The sequence below is a fragment of the Nocardioides salarius genome (assembly GCF_016907435.1).
GTDB classification, from domain to species: domain Bacteria; phylum Actinomycetota; class Actinomycetes; order Propionibacteriales; family Nocardioidaceae; genus Nocardioides; species Nocardioides salarius.
Window position 1 is genome coordinate 2,744,609 of sequence record NZ_JAFBBZ010000001.1, and the last position, 20,573, is coordinate 2,765,181.

At 73.1% G+C, this 20,573-nt stretch carries 18 protein-coding genes and 1 tRNA gene; 9 read left to right on the plus strand and 10 right to left on the minus strand.

From position 1 onward, the window contains the following. Positions 1-79: 79 nt before the first annotated feature. The 4 genes from rarD to JOE61_RS13205 all read right to left on the minus strand — a co-directional run bounded on the left by rarD (position 80) and on the right by JOE61_RS13205 (position 4,771). A complete protein-coding gene (rarD, locus tag JOE61_RS13190) occupies positions 80-988 on the minus strand; it encodes an EamA family transporter RarD (protein ID WP_193670970.1) in 909 nt (302 codons plus the stop codon). Between the two features lie 6 nt (positions 989-994). Further along, positions 995-2,119: a 2-oxoacid:ferredoxin oxidoreductase subunit beta gene (locus JOE61_RS13195; RefSeq protein ID WP_372440076.1), complete on the minus strand. Its 1,125-nt coding sequence runs from the start codon at positions 2,117-2,119 to the stop codon at positions 995-997. Beyond that, a complete protein-coding gene (locus tag JOE61_RS13200; protein WP_204797238.1) occupies positions 2,116-4,086 on the minus strand; it encodes a 2-oxoacid:acceptor oxidoreductase subunit alpha in 1,971 nt (656 codons plus the stop codon). The genes JOE61_RS13195 and JOE61_RS13200 overlap by 4 nt, the downstream gene beginning before the upstream one ends. A 193-nt stretch (positions 4,087-4,279) precedes the next feature. Next, positions 4,280-4,771 carry a YajQ family cyclic di-GMP-binding protein gene (locus tag JOE61_RS13205; RefSeq protein ID WP_193670969.1) on the minus strand — a complete coding sequence of 164 codons (492 nt, stop codon included), beginning with the start codon at positions 4,769-4,771 and terminating at the stop codon, positions 4,280-4,282. A 149-nt stretch (positions 4,772-4,920) separates the two neighbouring features. Between JOE61_RS13205 and JOE61_RS13210 the strand changes: the two genes are divergently transcribed. The 4 genes from JOE61_RS13210 to JOE61_RS13225 all read left to right on the plus strand — a co-directional run bounded on the left by JOE61_RS13210 (position 4,921) and on the right by JOE61_RS13225 (position 8,576). Further along, positions 4,921-5,003, plus strand: a tRNA-Tyr gene (locus tag JOE61_RS13210). A gap of 170 nt (positions 5,004-5,173) precedes the next feature. Continuing rightward, entirely contained in the window at positions 5,174-6,289 is a 1,116-nt protein-coding gene (locus JOE61_RS13215) for an ice-binding family protein (RefSeq protein ID WP_204797239.1), read from the plus strand. Continuing rightward, entirely contained in the window at positions 6,286-6,975 is a 690-nt protein-coding gene (locus JOE61_RS21750) for a class F sortase (RefSeq protein WP_193670968.1), read from the plus strand. Before JOE61_RS13215 ends, JOE61_RS21750 begins: the two co-directional genes overlap by 4 nt. Positions 6,976-7,037: 62 nt before the next feature. Beyond that, positions 7,038-8,576, plus strand: coding sequence for an LVIVD repeat-containing protein (locus JOE61_RS13225; RefSeq protein ID WP_193670967.1), 1,539 nt, complete (start codon positions 7,038-7,040; stop codon positions 8,574-8,576). Positions 8,577-8,596: 20 nt separating this feature from the next. Here the strand turns inward: JOE61_RS13225 and JOE61_RS13230 are convergent, their stop codons facing one another. The 4 genes from JOE61_RS13230 to JOE61_RS13245 are packed head-to-tail and all read right to left on the minus strand — an operon-like array spanning position 8,597 to position 12,383. Beyond that, complete coding sequence (locus tag JOE61_RS13230) at positions 8,597-9,538, minus strand: metallophosphoesterase (RefSeq protein WP_307823004.1); 942 nt, start codon at positions 9,536-9,538, stop codon at positions 8,597-8,599. Continuing rightward, entirely contained in the window at positions 9,535-10,395 is an 861-nt protein-coding gene (locus JOE61_RS13235) for a siderophore-interacting protein (RefSeq protein WP_193670966.1), read from the minus strand. Before JOE61_RS13235 ends, JOE61_RS13230 begins: the two co-directional genes overlap by 4 nt. Before the next feature lie 42 nt (positions 10,396-10,437). Then, positions 10,438-11,556 (minus strand): fumarylacetoacetate hydrolase family protein, encoded by a 1,119-nt coding sequence (locus JOE61_RS13240; protein WP_193670965.1) that lies wholly within the window; start codon positions 11,554-11,556, stop codon positions 10,438-10,440. Next, positions 11,553-12,383, minus strand: coding sequence for a hypothetical protein (locus JOE61_RS13245; RefSeq protein WP_193670963.1), 831 nt, complete (start codon positions 12,381-12,383; stop codon positions 11,553-11,555). The genes JOE61_RS13240 and JOE61_RS13245 overlap by 4 nt, the downstream gene beginning before the upstream one ends. 70 nt (positions 12,384-12,453) lie before the next feature. Here JOE61_RS13245 and JOE61_RS13250 point away from each other — a divergent pair, with 70 nt between their 5' ends. Continuing rightward, the gene (locus tag JOE61_RS13250; protein ID WP_193670962.1) at positions 12,454-13,629 is read left to right on the plus strand and encodes a homogentisate 1,2-dioxygenase; all 1,176 of its coding nucleotides are present in this window, start codon (positions 12,454-12,456) and stop codon (positions 13,627-13,629) included. Between the two features lie 11 nt (positions 13,630-13,640). Here the strand turns inward: JOE61_RS13250 and JOE61_RS13255 are convergent, their stop codons facing one another. After that, positions 13,641-14,810 (minus strand): ROK family transcriptional regulator, encoded by a 1,170-nt coding sequence (locus JOE61_RS13255; protein WP_193670960.1) that lies wholly within the window; start codon positions 14,808-14,810, stop codon positions 13,641-13,643. An 82-nt stretch (positions 14,811-14,892) separates the two neighbouring features. Here JOE61_RS13255 and zwf point away from each other — a divergent pair, with 82 nt between their 5' ends. Genes zwf through eda form a run of 3 tightly spaced genes read left to right on the plus strand, consistent with a single transcriptional unit; the run spans position 14,893 to position 18,903 of the window. Next, on the plus strand, positions 14,893-16,407 hold the full coding sequence (gene zwf, locus JOE61_RS13260; protein ID WP_193670958.1) for a glucose-6-phosphate dehydrogenase: 1,515 nt from the start codon (positions 14,893-14,895) through the stop codon (positions 16,405-16,407). Beyond that, positions 16,404-18,293: a phosphogluconate dehydratase gene (edd, locus tag JOE61_RS13265; RefSeq protein WP_307823005.1), complete on the plus strand. Its 1,890-nt coding sequence runs from the start codon at positions 16,404-16,406 to the stop codon at positions 18,291-18,293. Before zwf ends, edd begins: the two co-directional genes overlap by 4 nt. Further along, positions 18,277-18,903, plus strand: a complete 627-nt coding sequence (eda, locus tag JOE61_RS13270) for a bifunctional 4-hydroxy-2-oxoglutarate aldolase/2-dehydro-3-deoxy-phosphogluconate aldolase (protein WP_193670957.1) — start codon at positions 18,277-18,279, stop codon at positions 18,901-18,903. The genes edd and eda overlap by 17 nt, the downstream gene beginning before the upstream one ends. A 78-nt stretch (positions 18,904-18,981) precedes the next feature. Here the strand turns inward: eda and JOE61_RS13275 are convergent, their stop codons facing one another. Next, a complete protein-coding gene (locus tag JOE61_RS13275) occupies positions 18,982-20,157 on the minus strand; it encodes an IS30 family transposase (RefSeq protein ID WP_239553304.1) in 1,176 nt (391 codons plus the stop codon). Positions 20,158-20,272: 115 nt separating this feature from the next. On the opposite strand from JOE61_RS13275, the gene JOE61_RS13280 reads away from it, so the two are divergent. Then, positions 20,273-20,566 carry a DUF1905 domain-containing protein gene (locus JOE61_RS13280; protein WP_193668669.1) on the plus strand — a complete coding sequence of 98 codons (294 nt, stop codon included), beginning with the start codon at positions 20,273-20,275 and terminating at the stop codon, positions 20,564-20,566. Positions 20,567-20,573: the final 7 nt, after the last annotated feature.

The following is a 20,573-nucleotide window of genomic DNA, read 5'->3' on the forward strand; positions in this document are numbered from 1 at the left end:
GCCGCGGCCCCTGCAGGACGTCATACGGGCGGGACGTCCGTCCGTGCGTGACGTATGACGTCCCGGCCGGCGGAGCGCGTCAGCCGACGGCCGCGGCGACGGTCAGCCGCAGCTGGCGGCGCCGGTGCCGCAGCGCCTCGAACGTGAAGATCACCAGCGCCACCCACACCAGCACGAAGCCGATCCAGCGGGCCGCGGGCATGTCCTCACGGAAGTAGAGGACGCCGAGCAGGAACTGCAGCGTCGGGGTGAGGTACTGCAGCAGCCCGATGGTGGTGAGGGGGATGCGGGTGGCGGCCGCGCCGAAGCACAGCAGCGGGATCGCGGTCACGACGCCGGTGGTGGTCAGCAGGAGCGCGTGCACCAGCCCGTTGTCGCCGAACTCCGCCGCGCCGCTGCTGCCCAGGAACGCGAGGTAGGCCAGGGCGACCGGCGCGATGAAGAGGGTCTCGAGGGTCAGGCTGGGCACCGCGCCGGCGTTGGCGGTCTTCTTCAGCAGCCCGTAGGTGCCGAAGGACAGGGCCAGGGCCATGGCCACCCAGGGCGGGCGGCCGTAGCCGACGGTCAGCACCGCCACCGCGACCGCGGCCACGCCGAGCGCGACCACCTGCAGGCGCCGCATCCGCTCGCCGAGCAGCAGCACGCCCATCAGCACCGTCACCAGCGGGTTGATGTAGTAGCCCAGCGCCGTCTCGACCACCCGGTCGTGGGTGACGCCGTAGATGTAGACGCCCCAGTTGACGGTGATGGTGACGGCGGCCGCGAGCAGCAGCGTCGTGCGCCGCCGGTCGGCCAGCAGGGCGCGCAGGGCCGCCAGCTGGCTCAGGGCCACCACGACGACCACCATCGTCACGGCCGACCACACCACCCGGTGACCGAGCATCTCGAGCGAGCCGGCGGGTTCGAGCAGCGGGAAGTAGAGGGGGAAGGCTCCCCACATCAGGTAGGCGGCTGCCCCCAGGAGGACACCGCGGCGGGACTCGGCCACGTGGGGTTAGACGACCGTCCAGGTGTCGGCACCCGTGATCAGCGCGCTGAGACGGTCGGCCGGGTCAGCGTCGCTCGCGGCGCCCGCGGTGGCAAGCTGGGTGCGCGCCTCGTCGTCGTACGTCGCCCGCTCGACCTGGCGGAAGATCCCGATGGGGCTGGTGTGCAGGTAGCCCGCGTCGGTGAGCCTGCTGATCGCGAACGCGACCGACGGGTCGGGGTTGTGCGCGTCGTGGACCAGCAGCTCGCTCTCGGCCAGCTGCCCCTCACCGTCGCCCACCTCGACGACGCGCACGCCGCCGGTGGCCGGGTCGTGGGCCACGCCCTTGGTGGCGCGACCGTCCTCGGTGGGCACGCCGAAGGTGATCGGCTCGCCTTGCACCAGCGGGATGATCGCGTCGGCCTTGGTGTCGCGGTCCTTGATCGCGTCGAAGGCGCCGTCGTTGAAGATCGGGCAGTTCTGGTAGATCTCGACCAGCGAGGTGCCCCGGTGGGCGGCGGCCGCGGCGAGCACCTCGGTGAGGTGCTTGCGGTCGGAGTCGATGGTGCGGGCCACGAACGACGCCTCGGCGCCCAGTGCGAGCGAGACCGGGTTGAAGGGGTGGTCGACCGAGCCCATCGGGGTGGACTTGGTGACCTTGCCGGCCTCGGAGGTGGGGGAGTACTGGCCCTTGGTGAGGCCGTAGATGCGGTTGTTGAACAGCAGGATGGTCATGTTGACGTTGCGGCGCAGCGCGTGGATCAGGTGGTTGCCACCGATCGAGAGCGCGTCGCCGTCGCCGGTGACGACCCAGACCGACAGGTCCTCGCGGGCCGTGGCGATGCCGGTGGCGATCGACGGCGCGCGGCCGTGGATCGAGTGCATGCCGTAGGTGTCGAGGTAGTAGGGGAAGCGGCTGGAGCAGCCGATGCCCGAGACGAAGACGATGTTCTCGCGGCGCAGCCCGAGGTCGGGCAGGAACGACTGCACGGCCTTGAGCACGGCGTAGTCGCCGCAGCCGGGGCACCAGCGCACCTCCTGGTCGGAGGTGAAGTCCTTGCCGGTCTGCGGCTGGTCGGTGGTGGGCACCGACTCGGTGCCCGAGCGCAGGCCCGGGGTCGGCAGGTCGGAGCGGTTCGAGGTGAGCGTCACTGGTGGACCTCCTGGCTGGTCGCGACGGAGAGGTCGAGCTGGTCGGCGGGGATGCCCTCGGCCTCGGCGACCAGCTCGCCGATGACCTGGGCGAGCTCGGCGGCCTTGAGGGGCATGCCGTTGACCTGGTGGTGGCCGATGGCGTCGACGAGGTACTTCGCGCGCAGCAGCATCGAGAGCTGGCCGAGGTTCATCTCGGGCACGAGGACCTTGTCGTAGCGGGCGAGGACCTCGCCGAGGTCCTGGGGGAACGGGTTGAGGTGGCGCAGGTGGGTCTGCGCGACGTGGTAGCCGGCGCGTCGCACGCGGCGTACGCCGGCGCCGATCGGGCCGTAGGTCGAGCCCCACCCGAGCACCAGCACCCTGGCGTCGCCCGAGGGGTCGTCGACCTCGAGCGGCGGCAGCGACTCGGCGATCCGGTCGACCTTGGCCTGGCGGGTGCGCACCATCAGCTCGTGGTTGGCCGGGTCGTAGGAGATGTTGCCGTGGCCCTCGCCCTTCTCGAGCCCGCCGATGCGGTGCTCGAGGCCGGGGGTGCCGGGCACCGCCCAGGGCCGGGCCAGGGTCTCCTCGTCGCGCAGGTAGGGCCAGAACTCCTCGGTCTCGGTGACCGTGCCGTCCTTGGCGGTGCTGGTCGAGGTGTGGTTGGTCGCGGTGGCGAAGCCGGGGTCGATGACCGGCAGGTCGGCGACCTCGGGGATCCGCCACGGCTCGGAGCCGTTGGCCAGGTAGCCGTCGGAGAGCAGCATCACCGGGGTGCGGTAGGTGATGGCGATCCGCGCGGCCTCGATGGCGGCGTCGAAGCAGTCGCCCGGCGACTGGGGCGCCACGATCGGCACGGGTGCCTCGCCGTTGCGCCCGAACATCGCCTGCAGCAGGTCGGCCTGCTCGGTCTTGGTGGGCAGGCCGGTCGAGGGCCCGCCGCGCTGGACGTCGACGACCAGCAGCGGCAGCTCGGTCATCACGGCCAGACCGATGGCCTCGGACTTCAGGGCCACACCGGGCCCGGAGGTGGTGGTGACGCCGAGCGCGCCCGAGAAGGAGGCGCCGATGGCGGCGCCGACGCCGGCGATCTCGTCCTCGGCCTGGAACGTGGTGACGCCGAAGCCCTTGTGCTTGCTGAGCTCGTGGAGGATGTCGCTGGCCGGGGTGATCGGGTAGGAGCCCAGGAACAGCGGCAGGCCCGACTGCACGCCCGCGGCCACCAGGCCGTAGGACAGCGCGAGGTTGCCGGTGATGTTGCGGTAGGTGCCGGCCGACATCGGGGCCGGCTTGACCTCGTAGCGGACCACGAAGGTCTCGGTGGTCTCGCCGTAGTTCCAGCCGGCGCGGAAGGCGGTCAGGTTGGCGTCGCGGACCGCGGCGTCCTTGGCGAACTTGCGGGCCAGGAACGTCTCGGTGCCCTCGGTGGGACGCCCGTACATCCACGACAGCAGGCCCAGCGCGAACATGTTCTTGGCCCGGGCGGCGTCCTTGCGCGAGAGCCCGAACTCCTTCACCGCGCCGACCGTGATGCCGGTCAGGTCGACCGGGTGCACGTTGAAGCCGTCGAGCTCGGAGCCGGGCGTCTCGAGCAGGTCGAGCGGATTGGCGTCGTAGCCGGCCTTGGTCAGGTTGCGCGCGGAGAAGTCGTGGGTGTCGACGATGATCGTCGCGCCCTTGGGCAGGTCGCCGAGGTTGGCCTTGAGGGCCGCCGGGTTCATCGCCACCAGCACGTCGGGGGCGTCGCCGGGGGTGAGGATGTCGTGGTCGGCGAAGTGCACCTGGAAGGAGCTGACGCCCGGGAGCGTCCCCTGGGGGGCCCGGATCTCGGCGGGGAAGTTGGGCAACGTCACCAGGTCGTTGCCGAAGGAGGCCGACTCGGCGGTGAACCGGTCGCCGGTCAGCTGCATGCCGTCGCCGGAGTCGCCCGCGAAGCGGATGATGACGCGGTCGAGCTGCTTGACCTGCTTGGTGTTCTCGGACACGAGGTGCCACTCCTGTGATCGCTGCGCGGACAGACCGGCCGAGCATACTTGGGGTATGTCGGGATGAGAACCTGTTCTAGTTCTCCGTGTTTCCGGGCTCGCCGGACGCCCTCCACTGTACGGCGGGGGCGTAGCGGGTCCGTGCCTGCGCCGAGGAGCGGACCTCGTCCGCGCGGGTGGCCCGGATGTGCTCTCAGCGGTAGTTCGTGAACTGCACCGCGAAGTCGTAGTCCTGGCCCTTGACCAGCGAGATGACCTCCTGGAGGTCGTCGCGCTTCTTGGAGGAGACCCGCAGCTCGTCGCCCTGGATCTGCGCCTTGACGCCCTTGGGGCCCTCGTCGCGGATCAGCTTGGAGACCAACTTGGCGTCCTCGGAGGAGATGCCCTCCTTGAGGGCGATCGAGATCTTCGACTGCTGGCCCGAGGGACGCGGCTCGGAGGCGTCGAGCACCTTCAGCGACACGTCGCGCTTGACGAGCTTGCCCTTGAAGACGTCGAGCACCGCGCTGGCGCGGTCGTCGGCGGAGGCGGTGATCTCGATGGCCTGCTCGCCGGACCACTCGATGCTCGCGCCGGTGCCCTTGAAGTCGAAGCGGGTCGCGATCTCGCGGGCGGTCTGCCCGAGCGCGTTGTCGACCTCCTGGCGGTCGATCTTGGAGACGATGTCGAAGGACGAGTCGGCCATGGGGTCCACCTGGTTCTCGGTCGTAGCGGTCTGGTCGGGGTGCGAGGCTGGCCTGCGCGGGGTGCCGCGACGGTTTGCGGTCGCACCCGGGGGCTGCGCTATTGTTTCGTCTCGTTGTCGCGTGGCCAAACGCCCGCACGACAGCACCCGGCAGATTGCCCGAGCGGCCAATGGGAGCGGACTGTAAATCCGTCGGCTTTTGCCTTCGAAGGTTCGAATCCTTCATCTGCCACAGCGGTGCACAGGGCCCCCGGCCGGCGTCATGCCGACCGGGGGCCCTTCTCGTGCGCCGCGCCGATGCCGAGAAGCGTGTGATCTGGGTTACAGTCCTGTCACCCGGACTAGATGGCACCTGCCCCCCATTGACTCTTGTCGCCCTCCGGCTATCCCCCCGGAGACCTCGTGTCGACCTTGCGTTCCCTCATCCTGTCCCTCGGCGTCTCGAGCGCCGCCCTCCTCACCGTCCTGGCCCTGCACGGGACCGCGGTGGCCGCCCAGCCGCCCGTGGGTCTCGGCACCGCCACGCCCTTCGCCGTCCTGGCGGGCACCACCGTCACCAACACCGGGCCCAGCGTGGTCTCCGGAGACCTGGGTGTCAGCCCCGGCAGCGCCGTCACCGGGTTCCCGCCCGGCGAGGTCACCAACGGGACGATCCACGCGGCCGACGCCGTCGCGCTGCAGGCCAAGGACGACCTGGTCACGGCCTACGACGACGCCGCCGCCCGCGGCCCCGTCGTCGACGTCACCAGCCAGGACCTCGGCGGTCGGACCCTGGTCGCCGGGGTCTACAACGCCGCCAACGCGATGTCCCTGACCGGGACCGTGACCCTGGACGCCCAGGGCGACCCGAACGCCGTGTTCGTGTTCCAGGCCGGCTCCACGCTGATCACGGCCTCCAGCAGCACGGTCGCGCTCATCGGCGGGGCCCGGGCGTGCAACGTCTACTGGCAGGTGGGCAGCTCGGCCACCATCGGCACCACCTCTCGCTTCGTCGGCTCGGTGCTCGCCCTGTCCTCCATCAGCCTCCAGACCGGTGCGACCATCGAGGGACGCGTCCTGGCCCGCAACGGCCAGGTCTCGCTGGACACCAACACCGTCTCGAGCCCGGCCTGCCTCGCGCCGACCCCCACCCCCACGACCAGCCCCACCGCCACTCCCACGGCCAGCCCGACGGCCACTCCTACGGTCAGCCCGACGGTCAGCCCGACCTCGTCGCCCACGGCGACGCCGACCTCCACCGCCACCGCCACCGCCACCAGCGGCTCGGGCGGCTCGGGCGGCTCGGGCGGCTCGGATGGTTCGGGCGGCTCGGGCAGCGGGGCGGGAGGCCCCGCGGGGCCGGACGCCCCGGGCGGCGACACCCCGGTCCCGACCGGGCACCCGGCGACCGGGCGGCTGCCGGGTCCGTTCGGTGACGCCGCCTGGCTGGGCCTCGGCCTGCTCTGCCTGGGGGGTGCCGGCGCCGCCGTGCTGCGTGGAGCCCGTCGGCCGGGAGCGACCGTCTCCGCCAGCAGGTGAGCCGCTCGCGCGGCGCTGCCCGGCACGCCCGCCGCCGCCCCAAGGGGTGGTGGGCGCCGGCGCTGGCCCTCGGTCTGGCCGGGGCCGTGTGCCTGACCCTGTGGGGCGGTGGCGCCGCTCCGGCCGGCGAGAGCAGCGCTCGAGCCGGCGCCGCCGTCGCGACCCCGCCCGCGGGCCTCGCGCCGCCGCCGCGAGCGACCTCCTCGGACTCGGAGGAGGCTGCCCCCCGGTCACCGCGACCCGTCCAGCTGGCGGTGCCCCGGCTCGGCCTCTCCACCCCGCTGGTCGGGCTGGGTCTCCAGCCCGACGGCACCGTGGAGGTGCCGCAGGACCCGGCGCTCGCCGGCTGGTACCGCCTCGGCCCACCACCGGGCGCACCCGGCCCGGCCGTCATCCTGGGTCACGTCGACTCGGTCGACGGCCCGGCCGTGTTCGCCCGCCTCGACGAGCTCGAGGCCGGTGACCGGGTCTCGGTCCGCCTCGACGACGCCAGCACCGCCACCTTCGTCGTCCGCAGCGTCCGCACCTACGCGAACGCCGACTTCCCCGCGCAGCGGGTGTACGCGGGGGCGGGGCGACGCGAGCTGAACCTGGTGACCTGCGGTGGCGAGTACGACGCCGATCGCGGCGGCTACCAGGCCAACGTCGTCGTCAACGCCCGCTGGGTGTCGGGCGGTCGCAGCTGACGGCCTGCCCCGGCCCGCGCCGGCACCGCGTAACCGCGGCGCCCGCGAGGCGTTGTGGGGGCATGACGCGTCGTGCCGGCTCTGCCCTGCTCGCCCTGACCCTGACCGCGATGGGCTCGCTGCTCGCGGCGCCGCCGGCGCTGGCCCACCAGGGCGGTGACCTGCCCACCAACACGCGTGCGGCCGAGGTCGCCACCGAGGGCGCCGGGGAGGCGATGAAGCACGTCGCCAACGTGCAGTACGACGACACCGGCGAGGCGCAGAACGGCACGGACATCGAGTTCATGCGGCTCGGCAAGCGCGAGTACGCCCTGGCCGGCACGCTGGGGGGTGGCCTGCAGGTCATCGACATCACCCGGCCCCGCAGGCCGAAGCCGGTCTCGGTCTACGACTGCAAGATCTCCCAGGGCGACATCCAGGTCTGGAAGCGTCGCGGCCGGGTGCTGGCCAGCTACACCGCCGACGGCACCGTGGGCGCCGCCGGCGCCGCCTCGCGCTGCGGCACCGAGCTGGGCCTCGAGGCCGGCGACGCCGGCACCGTCATCGTCGACCTGACCGACCCGAGGCGCCCCGGCACCGTCAGCTGGCTGCCGGTGGGCGCGGGCTCGCACAACATGACCATCCACCCCAGCGGCAAGTGGCTCTACAACTCCAACTCCGACCTGCTCACCGCCGGTTCCGAGCCGCACATCACCATCTACGACATCCGCCGCCCGACCCGTCCGGTCAAGGTGCAGGACTTCGTGATCCCCTTCGTGCCCACCTCGCTGGGCTCGGAGTCGCACGACATCACCTTCAGCGCCGACGGCACCCGCGCCTACTCCGCCGCGCTCTCGCAGACGCTCGTGCTCGACACCACCGACCCGGCCGCCCCCGAGATCCTCGGCCAGATCGTCGACCCGGCCGTCAACGTCTCCCACCAGGCCGACCCGGTCACGCTCAAGGACTCCGACGGCACCGAGCGCACGATCCTGGTCGTCACCGACGAGCGTGCCGGCGCGGCCGCGTCGGTGGAGTGCCCCGGCGGCGGGCTGCACCTCTACGACGTCACCGGCGACCTCGAGACCGCGCCCGTCAAGATCGGCGCCTGGTTCGCCCCGGCCTACTCGGTCCAGGACGGCGCCACCTGCACCTCCCACGTGCTGCGGATCTACCCGCGCCAGCAGCTGCTCACCATCGCCTGGTACGCCAAGGGCGTGCGCGTCCTGGACATCTCCGGGCTGGCCGACGCCGCCACCGACCCGCTCGCCGGGCCGGCCACCATCGCCTTCGGCGACGGGGTCGGCATGAAGGAGGTCGGCCACTTCACGATGCCCGACTCCGACGCCTGGTCCTTCAAGACCAACAAGATCCGCAGGAACGGCTCCTTCTTCGGCTACGCCAACGACCTGGTCCGCGGCTTCGACGTCTTCCGCTACGACGGCTCGACCATCGGCGACGTCAAGCCCCTGAAGCCCCGGGACCTGCGGCCGCGCCGCAAGGGCAGCGTCACCGCCGAGCGGGTCGACGCCTCCACCGCGGCCGGCCTGGCCCTGGTCGTGCCGGCCACGTTGGGCGCGCTGCTGCTGCACCGCCGGGCCGCGCGGCGCCGCCGCGACTGACGGGGCTCGGTCGACGGGACTCAGTCGACGGGCAAGGTCCCGGCGTTGAAGGGCGAGTCCTTGCGCGAGATCAGCTCGCGGCGCTCCTCGGGGCTCAGCGCCTCGACCTGGGCCACGACGTCGGAGGGGAAGCCGCTGACCTCGGGAGCCGGCGACAGCGGCACGACCGTGTGCACCACGCGGTCGGCGTACACGTGCACGGTGTTGAGGCCCTGGTGGCCGTCGACGCCCGACACGAAGCGCTCGAGCGGGGCCGGGTCGGTGGTGTAGCAGGACGCCGAGGCGACGCTGACCGGGACGCCGGCCACGGTCGAGTGGCTGGAGTAGTGGTAGTGCCCGCCGAGGATCACGCGCACGTCGGAGCCCGCGACCACCTCGGCCAGCAGGTGCTGGTCGGCGAGCTCGATCGTCTCGGCGGCCCGCAGCATCGGCAGCGGGATCGGTGGGTGGTGCATCGCCAGGACCGTGCCGTGCGGGGCGGGCACGGCCAGTTCCTCGGCCAGCCACACCAACTGGGCCGGCGTCAGCTCGCCGTGGTGGTAGCCCGGCACGCTGGTGTCGAGCGAGATCACCCGCAGCCCGTCGACGTCGTGCACCCGGTCCTGCGGCGCCCCGGGGTCGGCGTCCTCGCCGAAGAGCCCCCGGGCGTAGGGCCCCCGCTCGTCGTGGTTGCCCATCACCCACACCACCTGCGCGCCCATCTCGGCCGCGGCCGGCTCGACCAGCTCGCGCAGTCGCGCGTACGCCGCCGGCTCGGCGCGGTAGGCCAGGTCGCCGGTGAAGACCAGCGCCTGGGGCGCGGGGCTCATCCGGCGCAGCCGCTCGAGGGCGAGCACCAGGCCGGCCTCGGGGTCCACGACGTCGTACTGCAGCGCGCCGCCGGCGAGCAGGTGCGGGTCGCTGAGGTGGGCCAGGACGTGGCCGGCGGGCGGGTGCTGGCCCAGCTGCACGGGGTCGCTCACCCCGCCGAGCCTAGGCGACGGGCTGGGGGGTGCGGGTGGGCCTTGTAGAACCCGGAGAAGCAGATGCGCCCGGCGGGCAGGCCGCCGCGGCGCAGGTGGCGGCGTGCGCCCGTGGCCAGCGTGGACTCACCGACCACGAAGGCGTAGTCGAGCGGGTCGACCGGCCCGCTGCGGGCCTGCACGGCCTGCAGGGCGGCGGCGCCCGGGCGGTCGTGACGGCCCCCGCGGATGACCCAGGTGACCTCGACGCCGTCGGGGTGCGCGAGCCCCGGCTCGACGTCGTCGTCGGTCGGCACCTCGATGACCGCGGTGCCCGCGGTGTCGGCGGCGAGGTCGCGCAGGATCCCGCGCACGCCCGGCAGCCCGCTCTCGTCGGCGGCCAGGTGCACGCGGTGGGTGTCGGCGGGCGGGTCGAACATCGGCCCCTGGTCGAGCAGCGCCACGGGGGTGCCCGGGGTGGCGGCGACCGCCCAGCGTGCGACCCGGCCGGCCAGCTGCCCGGTCTCGTCGGCGTGCAGCACGACGTCGACGTCGATCTCGGTGGCTGTGTCCCTGCCGTCGGTGCGGCGCAGGTCGGCGACGGTGTAGTTGCTGCAGTGCGGGCGCCGCGCCTCGTCGATGGCCAGGTAGGCCTGCCACCAGGAGCGGCCCTCGACCTCGGGGAGCACCAGCGCGGCCCCGGGGGTGGCGGGCACGAAGAAGCGGAACCAGTGGTCGTGGCCCTGCCAGGCGAAGCCGTCGAGCCCGGGCCCGCCGAGCGTGACCCGCTGGAAGGACGTGGAGACCCTCGCGCTGCTCAGGACCGTCGCGCGGAACATCTCGGGGTCCGTCGGCATCAGCCGGGGCAGCTCGCTCATGCGAGGAGTGTACTTAGGCAAGCCTATGCTTAGCCAGGGGTCCTAGCGGGCCGGGAGCACCCGCCCGCTGACCTCGCCGAGCGTGATCCGCCCCCCGGCGGTGCCGGGGGCGCTGTAGCGCAGCACCACCTCGTCGCCGTCGTCGAGGAACCGCTCGCCGTGCCACAGCTCGATCAGCGAGCCGACCTCGTCGTCGCCCGGTCCGCTGATGGTGCCGCTGGCGTAGAGGTCGCCGGTGCGCAGGCTGGCGCCGTTGACCGTCAGGTGCGCCAGCATCTGCCCCGGCGACCAGTACGTCGTGCGGTAGCGCGGGCGGCTGACCACCTCGCCGTTGAGCACCACCTCGACGTCGACGTCGAGCCCGCGGGTATGGCCGGGGTCGAGGTAGTCCAGCGGGCGGGGGTCCTGGCCGGGCAGGTCGCACCACGCGGCCTCGAGCGCGGCCAGCGGGGTCACCCAGTGGCTGACCGAGGTCGCGAACGACTTGCCGAGGAACGGGCCGAGCGGCACGTACTCCCAGGCCTGGATGTCACGTGCCGACCAGTCGTTGACGCCCACCACGCCGAAGACGTGCTCGGCCAGCCCGGCAGCCGGCACGGGGTCGCCGAGCGAGGAGGGGGCGCCGACCACGAAGCCGAGCTCGGCCTCGATGTCGAGGCGCTGCGAGGGTCCGAACACCGGGGCGTCGCCCTGGCCCGGGCCGGGCCGACGCTGGCCCGACGGGCGCACGACGGGGGTGCCGCTCGGCACGACCGTGCCGGCGCGGCCGTGGTAGGCCACCGGCAGGTGCTTCCAGTTCGGCAGCAGCGGCTCGCTGTCGGGGCGGAACATCCGGCCCAGGTTGGTCGCGTGGTGCTCGGAGGCGTAGAAGTCGACGTAGTCGGCGACCTCGAAGGGCTGGTGCAGCTCCACCTCGGCGAGCGGGACGCCCCGCGCGGTGCGGGCCAGCTCGGTCGCCTGCTCGCGGGTCTGGCGCCACACCTCCGGGCCCAGGGCCATGAACGCGTTGAGCGAGCGCGACTCGAGCTCCGGCCGCCCGGTCGCCTCGTGCAGGTCGAGCACCGTGTCGCCCAGCCGCACGCCGACCCGGCGCGGGCCGCCGTCGCGCGAGAAGACGGCGTACGGCAGGTGGTCGGGGCCGAAGCCCCCGTGGGCGGTCATGCGAGCACCCCCAGGGCGTCGAGGTCGGTGAGCGGCTCGGAGACCGAGCAGGAGCCGAAGGAGCGGAACCAGCGGCGCGCGCCGGCGAGGTCCTCGGTGACGGCGGCGGCCAGCGCCGCGCCGTCGCGCTCCTCGAGGGTGGCGACCACGTCGTCGCGGCTGGCGCCGTCGAAGGCGCGCCGGGTCGCGAGCAGCAGGTTGAGGAAGCCGTGCCGCTCGATGCCGTCGGCGCCGGTGTGGCGCACCGCGCGGTGCAGCCCGGCGGTGCACTTGAAGGCGATCTCGCGGTCGAGGGCCGCGTCGATCCAGGCGGCCAGCGTGGGGGAGTCGGGGTGGGCGTCGGCGTCGAGGCCGCCGGTGCGCAGCTTGAGCAGCAGCTCGGCCGAGGCGACCTCGTCGGCCGCGGCCAGCCAGCCGTACGTCGGCTCGCCGGGCAGGGCGGGCAGCTCGACGTGCACCGCGACGTCGTCGTCGAGGTCGCCGGTGGCGCGCGCCGCGTCGACGGCCGCCACGACCCGGCGCGCGTTGCCGGGCAGGTCGTCGAGGTCGCGCAGCGCGACCTCGAGGCGGGCCAGCGTGTGCCCGTGGCGGGTGGCGAGGGCGGCCGGTCCGGCCACCTGGCCGGCGCCGCCGGTCAGCACCACGGCCAGCGGCGGGCCGGGGTCGACCTGCGGCAGGTCGGTGTCGCGCAGCACGAAGGCGCCGACCAGCGGCTCCTCGCGCTCGCGGTAGGCGGCCAGGGCGGCGTCGAGCGGCGCGTCGCCGGGCGGGAAGATCGCGGCGTCGTCGACGAGGCCGCGCCAGAGAGGTTCCGTGGTGGCAGGCACGCGGCTACTCTTACCACGACGCGGATAGCGGACACGTCTGTCCGACTTTCGAACATGAGGAGACTGGGCGGTGGCCTACTACCGACGACTCGGCGAGGTGCCCGGCAAGCGGCACACCCAGCTGCGCGACCCCGAGGGTCGGCTCTACCGCGAGGAGCTGATGGGGGAGGAGGGCTTCTCCTCCGACTCCTCCCTGCTCTACCACCGCGGCGTGCCGTCGGCGCTGGTGGCCACCGACGTCTGGGAGCTGCCCGACCAGTCCCGCACCCCCAACCACCCGCTCGCCCCGCGGCACCTGCGCCTGCACGACCTCGAGACCGGGCCCGACGCGGTCACCGGTCGCCGCCAGGTGCTGGGCAACAACGACGTGCGCATCTCCTACGTCGTGACCGGGGTCGAGGCCTCCCCGCTCTACCGCAACGCCCTCGGCGACGAGTGCGTCTTCGTCGAGGCCGGCAGCGGGGTCGTCGAGACGGTCTTCGGGGCGGTGTCCTACCGGGCCGGCGACTACGTGGTGGTGCCGCGGGCGACCACGCACCGGTGGCTGCCGGCCGAGCCGAGCCGCCTCTACGCCATCGAGGCCAACAGCCACGTCGCCCCGCCGCGGCGCTACCTCTCGCGCTACGGGCAGCTGCTCGAGCACGCGCCGTACTGCGAGCGCGACCTGCACGGCCCCGCCGAGCCGCTGCTGGCCGAGGGGTCCGACGTCGAGGTGCTGGTCAAGCACCGCACCTCGGCCGGCGTCGTCGGCACGCGGATGGTCTACGGCACCCACCCCTTCGACGTGATCGGTTGGGACGGCTGCCTCTACCCCTACACCTTCAACATCGACGACTACATGCCGATCACCGGCAAGGTGCACCAGCCTCCCCCGGTGCACCAGGTCTTCGAGGGCCACAACTTCGTCGTGTGCAACTTCCTGCCCCGCAAGGTCGACTACCACCCGCTGGCGATCCCGGTGCCCTACTACCACTCCAACGTCGACTCCGACGAGGTGATGTTCTACGTCGCCGGCGACTACGAGGCCCGCAAGGGCTCGGGCATCGGGCTCGGGTCGGTCTCGCTGCACCCCGGCGGCCACGCCCACGGCCCCCAGCCCGCCGCGATCGAGGCGTCGCTCGGTGCGGAGGCCTTCGAGGAGTCGGCCGTCATGGTCGACACCTTCGCCCCCCTCGAGCTCGGCGAGGCCGCGCTGGCCGTCGAGGACCCCGACTACCCGTTCAGCTGGGCGGGCCGCCGGCTCTGACTGCTCGTGCCTCAGCGGCGGGTGCGCAGCAGGGCGTCGACCGCGGGGGGAGCGAGCGCGGCGTCGATGGCCAGTGCGGCGCAGCCGAGCAGGCCGGCGGCCTCGCCGTGCGTGGCGGGCAGGAAGCGCAGGTCGCGCACGGCCGCGGGGTGGGCGCGGGAGTAGAGCGTCTCGCGCACGCCGGCCGTGTAGAGGTCGAAGGCGGCGCCCATGTCGCCGCCCACCACGACCGCGCCGGGGTGCAGCAGGTTGACCGCCACGGTGAGCACCTCGCCGAGGTGTCGGCCCGACTCGCGCAGCAGCCCGCGCGCCAGCGGCTCGCCGTCGAGGGCCAGGCCGACCAGGTCGCGCACGTGCCTGGCCTGCACCCCCGCCTCCTGCAGCCGGGTCACCATCGCCCAGCCCCCGGCGATGGTCTCGAGGCAGCCGGTCGCACCGCAGCGGCACAGCAGGTCGCCGGCCGCGTCGACGCGGGTGTGGCCCAGCTCGCCGGCAGCGCCCCGGCGCTCTCCCACGATGCGTCCGTCGGCGACCACGCCGAGGCCCAGGCCGGTGGAGGCCTTGACCACGAGCATGGTCGGCGAGGCCGGCACCCGCCCGAACATCTCCGAGCGGGTCAGCGCGGCGGTGTCGTTGTCGAGGTGCAGCGGCGCGTCGGTGAGCCCGGCGACGTACGCCGCCAGGTCGACGCCGTCCCAGCCCTTCAGCACCGGCGCGTCGACGCTGGTACGGCGGGCCGGGTCGACGCTCCCGGGCAGGCTCATGCCCACGCCGACGACCGGCGGCGTGACGTCCTCGAGGAGCCCGCCCAGGCGGGACACCACGTCGGGCATCAGCTCGGCGGCCCCCACCCCCGGCTCGTGGTCGCGGGTGTCGCTGCTGATCTCGCGCCCGGCCAGGTCGAAGACGCCGACCTGGCTGCGGGAGCGTCCGACGGCGATCGCTAGCACCACGGCGGCGTCGGGGTCGAGGGCCAGCGCGCCGGCGGGGCGACCGCCGGTGGAGGCGACCTCACCGCCCTCGACCAGCAGGCCCGCCGCGACCAGGGCGCCGAGCCGGGAGGTGACCGCGCCCCGGGACAGGCCGGTCAGGCGCACCAGGTCGGAGCGGGTGCCGGCGCGCCCGGTGCGCACCAGGGTGAGGAGGTCGCCGGCGGAGGTGCCGGGGCTGGTCTCGAGCATTCTGTGATTACAGCACCGACTTTTGCTCGAAACAATCACAAGTGGGCTTGTATCGATCCAAAGTTCCTGCGACCGTGGACCCATGACCTCTTCCGACGTGGCTGCCACGCTGCCCCAGGCGTGCGACTTCACCGTCTTCGGCGGCACCGGTGACCTGGCGCTGCGCAAGATCCTGCCGGCGCTCTACCACCGCGACCTCGAGGGCCACCTGCCGCCCGACACCCGCATCATCGGCGTCTCCCGCTCCGAGATCGACGACGACGGCTACCGGGCCGAGGTGCGCGCCGGCCTCGAGGCCCACCTGGCCCCCGAGCACCTCGACCCCGACGCGGTCGAGCGGCTGCTGGGCCGGCTGCACCACCTCTGCCTCGACTCCGGGTCGGGCGAGGGCTGGCACCTGCTGCACGACCTGCTCAAGGACCGGCCGCACGCCGACGAGACCGTGCGCGTCTTCTACCTCGCCGTCGCCCCCCGCCTCTTCGGCCCCACCTGCGCCCGCCTCGCCGAGATCGACGTCGTCGACGAGCGCGCCCGCGTGGTGATGGAGAAGCCGATCGGCCACGACCTGGCCTCCGCCCGCGAGGTCAACGACGCGGTCGGCGAGGTCTTCGAGGAGCGTCAGATCTTCCGCATCGACCACTACCTGGGCAAGGAGAGCGTCCAGAACCTGCTGGTCACCCGCTTCGCCAACACCTTCCTCGAGCCGCTGTGGAGCTCGCGCTGGGTCGACCACGTGCAGATCACCGTCGCCGAGACCGTCGGTGTCGGCAGCCGCGGCGGCTACTACGACCACGCCGGCGCGCTGCGCGACATGGTGCAGAACCACCTCCTGCAGCTGCTGTGCCTGGTGGCCATGGAGCCGCCCACCTACGTGGGCCGCGAGAACGTGCGCGACGAGAAGCTCAAGGTGCTGCAGGCGCTCAAGCCGATGAGCCCCGAGGACGTCGACCGCGACACCGTGCGCGGCCAGTACGCCGCCGGGCTGACCGCCGAGGGCGCGGTGCCGTCGTACGCCGACGACCTGGCCGGTCCCGAGGCGGCCGGCGCCCCCGACTCCTGGACCGAGACCTTCGTGGCTCTCAAGGCCGAGGTGCGCAACTGGCGCTGGGCCGGTGTCCCGTTCTACCTGCGCACCGGCAAGCGGATGGACCGCCGGGTCTCCGAGATCGTGGTGGTCTTCAAGGAGCCGCCGCACGCGATGTTCCCCGGCTCGGAGGGCGGAACCACCGCCAACCGGCTGCACATCTGCGTGCAGCCCGACGAGGGCATGCGCCTGCACCTGACCGCCAAGGAGCCCGGCCCCGGCGGCATCCGGCTGCGGCCGGTCTCGCTCGACCTCTCCTACGCCGACGCCTTCGACCAGCGCTCGCCCGAGGCCTACGAGCGGCTGCTGATGGACGTCATCCGCGGCAACCCGACGCTCTTCATGCGCCGCGACGAGGTCGAGGCCGCGTGGTCGTGGGTCGAGCCCGTCCTGGCCCGCTGGGCCGACTCGTCCGAGCGGCCCCGCCGCTACCCCGCCGGCACGCCCGGCCCGTACGCCGCCGCCGCGCTCCTCGAGCGCGACGGCCGAGCCTGGCAGGAGACCGACCAGTGAGCACACCCATCGAGATGCACCCCGTCGTGGCGGAGGTGACCGAGCGCCTGGTCGCCCGCAGCGCCGCCACCCGCGCGGCGTACGTCGAGCGCAACCGCGCCGCCGCCCAGGCCGGCCCGGCCCGCACCCGGCTGGCCTGCGCCAACCTCGCCCACGGCTTCGCCGCCGCCGAGCCCGCCGACAAGGAGGCGCTGCGCGGCACGGTCAAGCCGAACCTGGCGATCGTCACCAGCTACAACGACATGCTCTCGGCGCACCAGCCGTTCGAGACCTACCCGCGCCAGCTCAAGAAGGCCGTCATCCGCGCCGGCGGCATCGCGCAGGTCGCCGGGGGAGTGCCCGCCATGTGCGACGGCATCACCCAGGGCCGCGCCGGCATGCAGCTCTCGCTGCACAGCCGCGACGTGATCGCCATGTCGGCGGCCATCGGGCTCTCCCACGACATGTTCGACGCCGCGATGATGCTCGGGGTCTGCGACAAGATCGTGCCCGGGCTGCTGATCGGGGCGCTGTCCTTCGGGCACCTGCCGACGGTCTTCGTGCCGGCCGGGCCGATGGAGTCGGGGCTGGCCAACAAGGAGAAGGCTGCGGTGCGCCAGCGCTTCGCCGAGGGCCTGGCCACCCGTGAGGAGCTGCTCGAGGCCGAGGCGGCGTCGTACCACTCGGCCGGCACGTGCACCTTCTACGGCACCGCCAACTCCAACCAGCTGCTGATGGAGGTGCTGGGCCTGCACCTGCCCGGCGCGTCCTTCCCCAACCCCGGTACGCCGCTGCGCGCGGCGCTGACCGACGCCGCGGCCGCCCGGGTGACCGCGATCGCCCGGGGCGAGGTCGAGGACGCCCAGGTCGGTGACGTGGTCGACGAGCGCTCGCTGGTCAACGCCTGCGTGGCGCTGCTGGCCAGCGGCGGCTCGACCAACCACACGCTGCACCTCGTCGCGATCGCCCGCGCAGCGGGCGTCGACCTGACCTGGGACGACCTGTCGCAGCTCTCGGCCGTGGTGCCGTCGCTGTGCCGGATCTACCCCAACGGCTCCGCCGACGTGAACCACTTCCAGGCCGCCGGCGGGATGGCCTTCCTCGTGCGCACCCTGCTCGACGCGGGGCTGCTCCACGAGGACGTGCGGACCGTCGCCGGGCCGGGGCTGCGCCGCTACACCCAGGAGCCGCGCCTGCTCGAGGACGGCTCGGTGACCTGGGTCGACGGCCCCACCGAGTCCCTCGACCCCGAGGTGCTGCGCCCGGCCACCGACCCCTTCGCCGCCGACGGCGGGCTGCGGGTGCTCGACGGGCCGCTGGGCCGCGCGGTCATCAAGACCAGCGCCGTGGCCGGCGAGCACCGGGTCGTCACCGCGCCGGCCGTGGTCTTCGAGGACCAGGCCGACCTGCTGGCGGCCTTCGAGCGCCACGAGCTCGACGGGCGCGACCTGGTCGCGGTGGTGCGCCACCAGGGCCCGGCCGCCAACGGGATGCCCGAGCTGCACAAGCTCACGCCCGCGCTCGGCGTCCTGCAGGACCGCGGCCAGAAGGTCGCCATCGTCACCGACGGCCGGATGTCGGGTGCCTCCGGCAAGGTCCCCGCCGCCATCCACGTCACGCCCGAGGCCGCGCTCGGGGGCCCGCTGGCCCGCATCGTCGACGGCGACGTCGTCACCGTCGACGCCGACCGGGGGCTGCTGAGCATCGCCGACCCCGAGACCGTGCTGGCCCGCCCCGCGGTGCAGCGCCCCGAGGGCGCCGCCCACCTGGCCGGCACCGGTCGCGAGCTGTTCGCCATGTTCCGCGCCACCGTCGGGCCCGCCGACGCCGGCGCCAGCGTCTTCCCCTTCGCTGCGGAGAAGGACGCCCTCTCGGCCCAGGAGGCCCCCGTTGCCCAGCACGCCTGAGTCCCTGCTCGACCTCGCGCCGGTCGTCCCGGTCGTCACCGTCGAGTCCGTCGCCGAGGCCGTGCCGCTGGCGCGTGCCCTCGTGGCCGGCGGGCTCCCCGTGATCGAGCTGACGCTGCGCACCCCCGTGGCCCTCGACGCGGTGCGCGCCGTGGCCGCCGAGGTGCCCGAGATCGTGCTCGGGGTCGGCACCGTCACCACGCCGCGCCAGGCCGAGGAGGCCGCCGCGGCCGGGGCGTCGTTCCTGGTCTCGCCCGGCACCACGCCTCGGCTGCTGTCGGCGATGCTCGGCACCGGGCTGCCGTTCCTGCCCGGCACCGCGACCGTCTCCGAGGTGCTCGCCGTGCTCGAGGCCGGCGTCACCGAGATGAAGCTGTTCCCGGCCGAGGCGTCCGGAGGAGCGGCGTACCTGCGCGCGCTCTCGGCGCCGGTGCCCGCCGCCCGGTTCTGCCCCACCGGCGGCGTCACCCTGGCCTCCGCGCCCGACTACCTCGCCCTGCCCAACGTCGGCTGCGTCGGCGGCACCTGGATCACCCCCCGCGACGCGGTGGAGTCCGGCGACTGGGCGCGCATCGAGAAGCTCGCCGCCGAGGCCGCCGCCCTGCGCTGACCAGTCCCATATCTCGCGCTGACCCGGCCCAAACCTCGCGCTGACCCGGCCCCAATCTCCCTGGCGAATTCCAGGTAGTCACGCAACACCGTGGTTGGTGGGTGGTTGTGAGAGTAGTTGGTCAAGGACTTCGGCGGGTGTGAGGAAGCCGTGGCGTTTGCGGGGTCGGGTGTTGAGCTGAGTGGCGATGTTGTCGAGTAGGCCGGGTCCGTAGAAGGACAGGTCGCCGCCTTTGGGCAGGTATTGGCGCAGCAGGCCGTTGGTGTTCTCGTTCGAGCCGCGTTGCCAGGGCGAGTGCGGGTCGCAGAAGTAGACGTCGAGGTCGGTGGCTTTGGTGATCTCGACGTGGTTGGCCATCTCGCTGCCCTGGTCCCAGGTCAGCGAGCCGCGCAGCTGTTCGGGCAGGGTCGCGATTTTGGCCACGAGCGCTTCTTGGACCGCTGCGGCGCCGTGGTCACCAGGCAGGTGCAGCAGCATCACGAACCCGGTGGTGCGCTCGACCAAGGTGCCGACCGCGGACCCAGAAGCGGTCGAGCCGAGGATCAGGTCGCCTTCCCAGTGCCCGGGCACCGCACGGTCCTCGACCTCGGCGGGGCGTTCGCTGATCATGATCATGTCGGGGATCCGGCCGCGTCTCTCGGCCTCACGGCGGTGGGGTTTGCGCATCGAGCGTCCGGTGCGCAGATGGGTGGTCAGCTCGCGCTTGAGCCCGCCGCGGGCCTGGACGTACAGCGACTGGTAGATCGTCTCGGGCGACACCCGCATCTCCGCATCGTCGGGGAAGTCCAGTTTGAGTCTGCCAGCGATCTGCTCGGGGCTCAGGTCCTGCTCCAGGCGCTCCTGGACCGCCCGGCGCAGCCGCAGGTTGGTGGCCAGCTTCGCGCTGCGCGCAGCGCTACGACCCCGATCGATCTTGGCCTGAGCCACCGAAGCCCGGTACCCGCGCCCGGTCTGGCCACGGGCCAGCTCACGGCTGATCGTGGCCGGGCTGCGACCGACGCGACGCGCGACCTCTCGCATCCCATGGCCGGCGTGGGTCAGCGCCGCGATCTCCTCCCGCTCGAACCACGACAGGTATCGGCCCACCGGCGGATTCACGGGAACAGGGTTCACCCCGCCAGCCTTGCTGAAGACCCGCTTCGCAGTGGTCGCCGACATGCCCGCCACGCGAGCAGCCGACTTCACCCCCAGACCAGAACGGATCGCCTCCCAAAACGGACGGTCCAACTCCCTGGGCCTCATCGGACGTGCCATAACGCAGCTCCTCAGTCATCTGAGGTGTTGCATCACTTCCTAGAACCCAGGCCTTCGAGCAGGCCAGGATCTCCCGTGCCATGTGCTTGGAACCTCGCGGCGCCATGATGGACCGATGAGCGATCCGTGGGCGTTCGACGCCGAGGTGTGGCTGGCCGAGGGCGGGTCCTGGGCCTTCGTCACCGTGCCGGCGGAGGTCGACGACGACATCCGGGTGCTGGCCGGGCCGAGGTCGGGCTTCGGGTCGGTGCGGGTCGAGGTCGTGCTGGGTGCCACCACGTGGCGGACCTCGGTCTTCCCCGACAAGGCGCGCGGCTTCGTGCTGCCGCTCAAGCAGCAGGTCCGCCGTGCCGAGGAGGTGGACGTCGGCGACCGGGTGCGGCTGCGGCTCCGGCTGGTGCAGCCATAGGAGCGAC

Excerpts from the sequence above, each read along its gene's own strand:
- JOE61_RS13205 (WP_193670969.1), bottom strand. The coding sequence starts at position 4,771 with ATGGCCGACTCGTCCTTCGACATCGTCTCCAAGATCGACCGCCAGGAG.
- JOE61_RS13225 (WP_193670967.1), top strand. The coding sequence starts at position 7,038 with ATGACGCGTCGTGCCGGCTCTGCCCTGCTCGCCCTGACCCTGACCGCG.
- JOE61_RS13235 (WP_193670966.1), bottom strand. The coding sequence starts at position 10,395 with ATGAGCGAGCTGCCCCGGCTGATGCCGACGGACCCCGAGATGTTCCGC.
- JOE61_RS13240 (WP_193670965.1), bottom strand. The coding sequence starts at position 11,556 with ATGACCGCCCACGGGGGCTTCGGCCCCGACCACCTGCCGTACGCCGTC.
- JOE61_RS13255 (WP_193670960.1), bottom strand. The coding sequence starts at position 14,810 with ATGCTCGAGACCAGCCCCGGCACCTCCGCCGGCGACCTCCTCACCCTG.
- zwf (WP_193670958.1), top strand. The coding sequence starts at position 14,893 with ATGACCTCTTCCGACGTGGCTGCCACGCTGCCCCAGGCGTGCGACTTC.
- JOE61_RS13275 (WP_239553304.1), bottom strand. The coding sequence starts at position 20,157 with ATGGCACGTCCGATGAGGCCCAGGGAGTTGGACCGTCCGTTTTGGGAG.
- JOE61_RS13280 (WP_193668669.1), top strand. The coding sequence starts at position 20,273 with ATGAGCGATCCGTGGGCGTTCGACGCCGAGGTGTGGCTGGCCGAGGGC.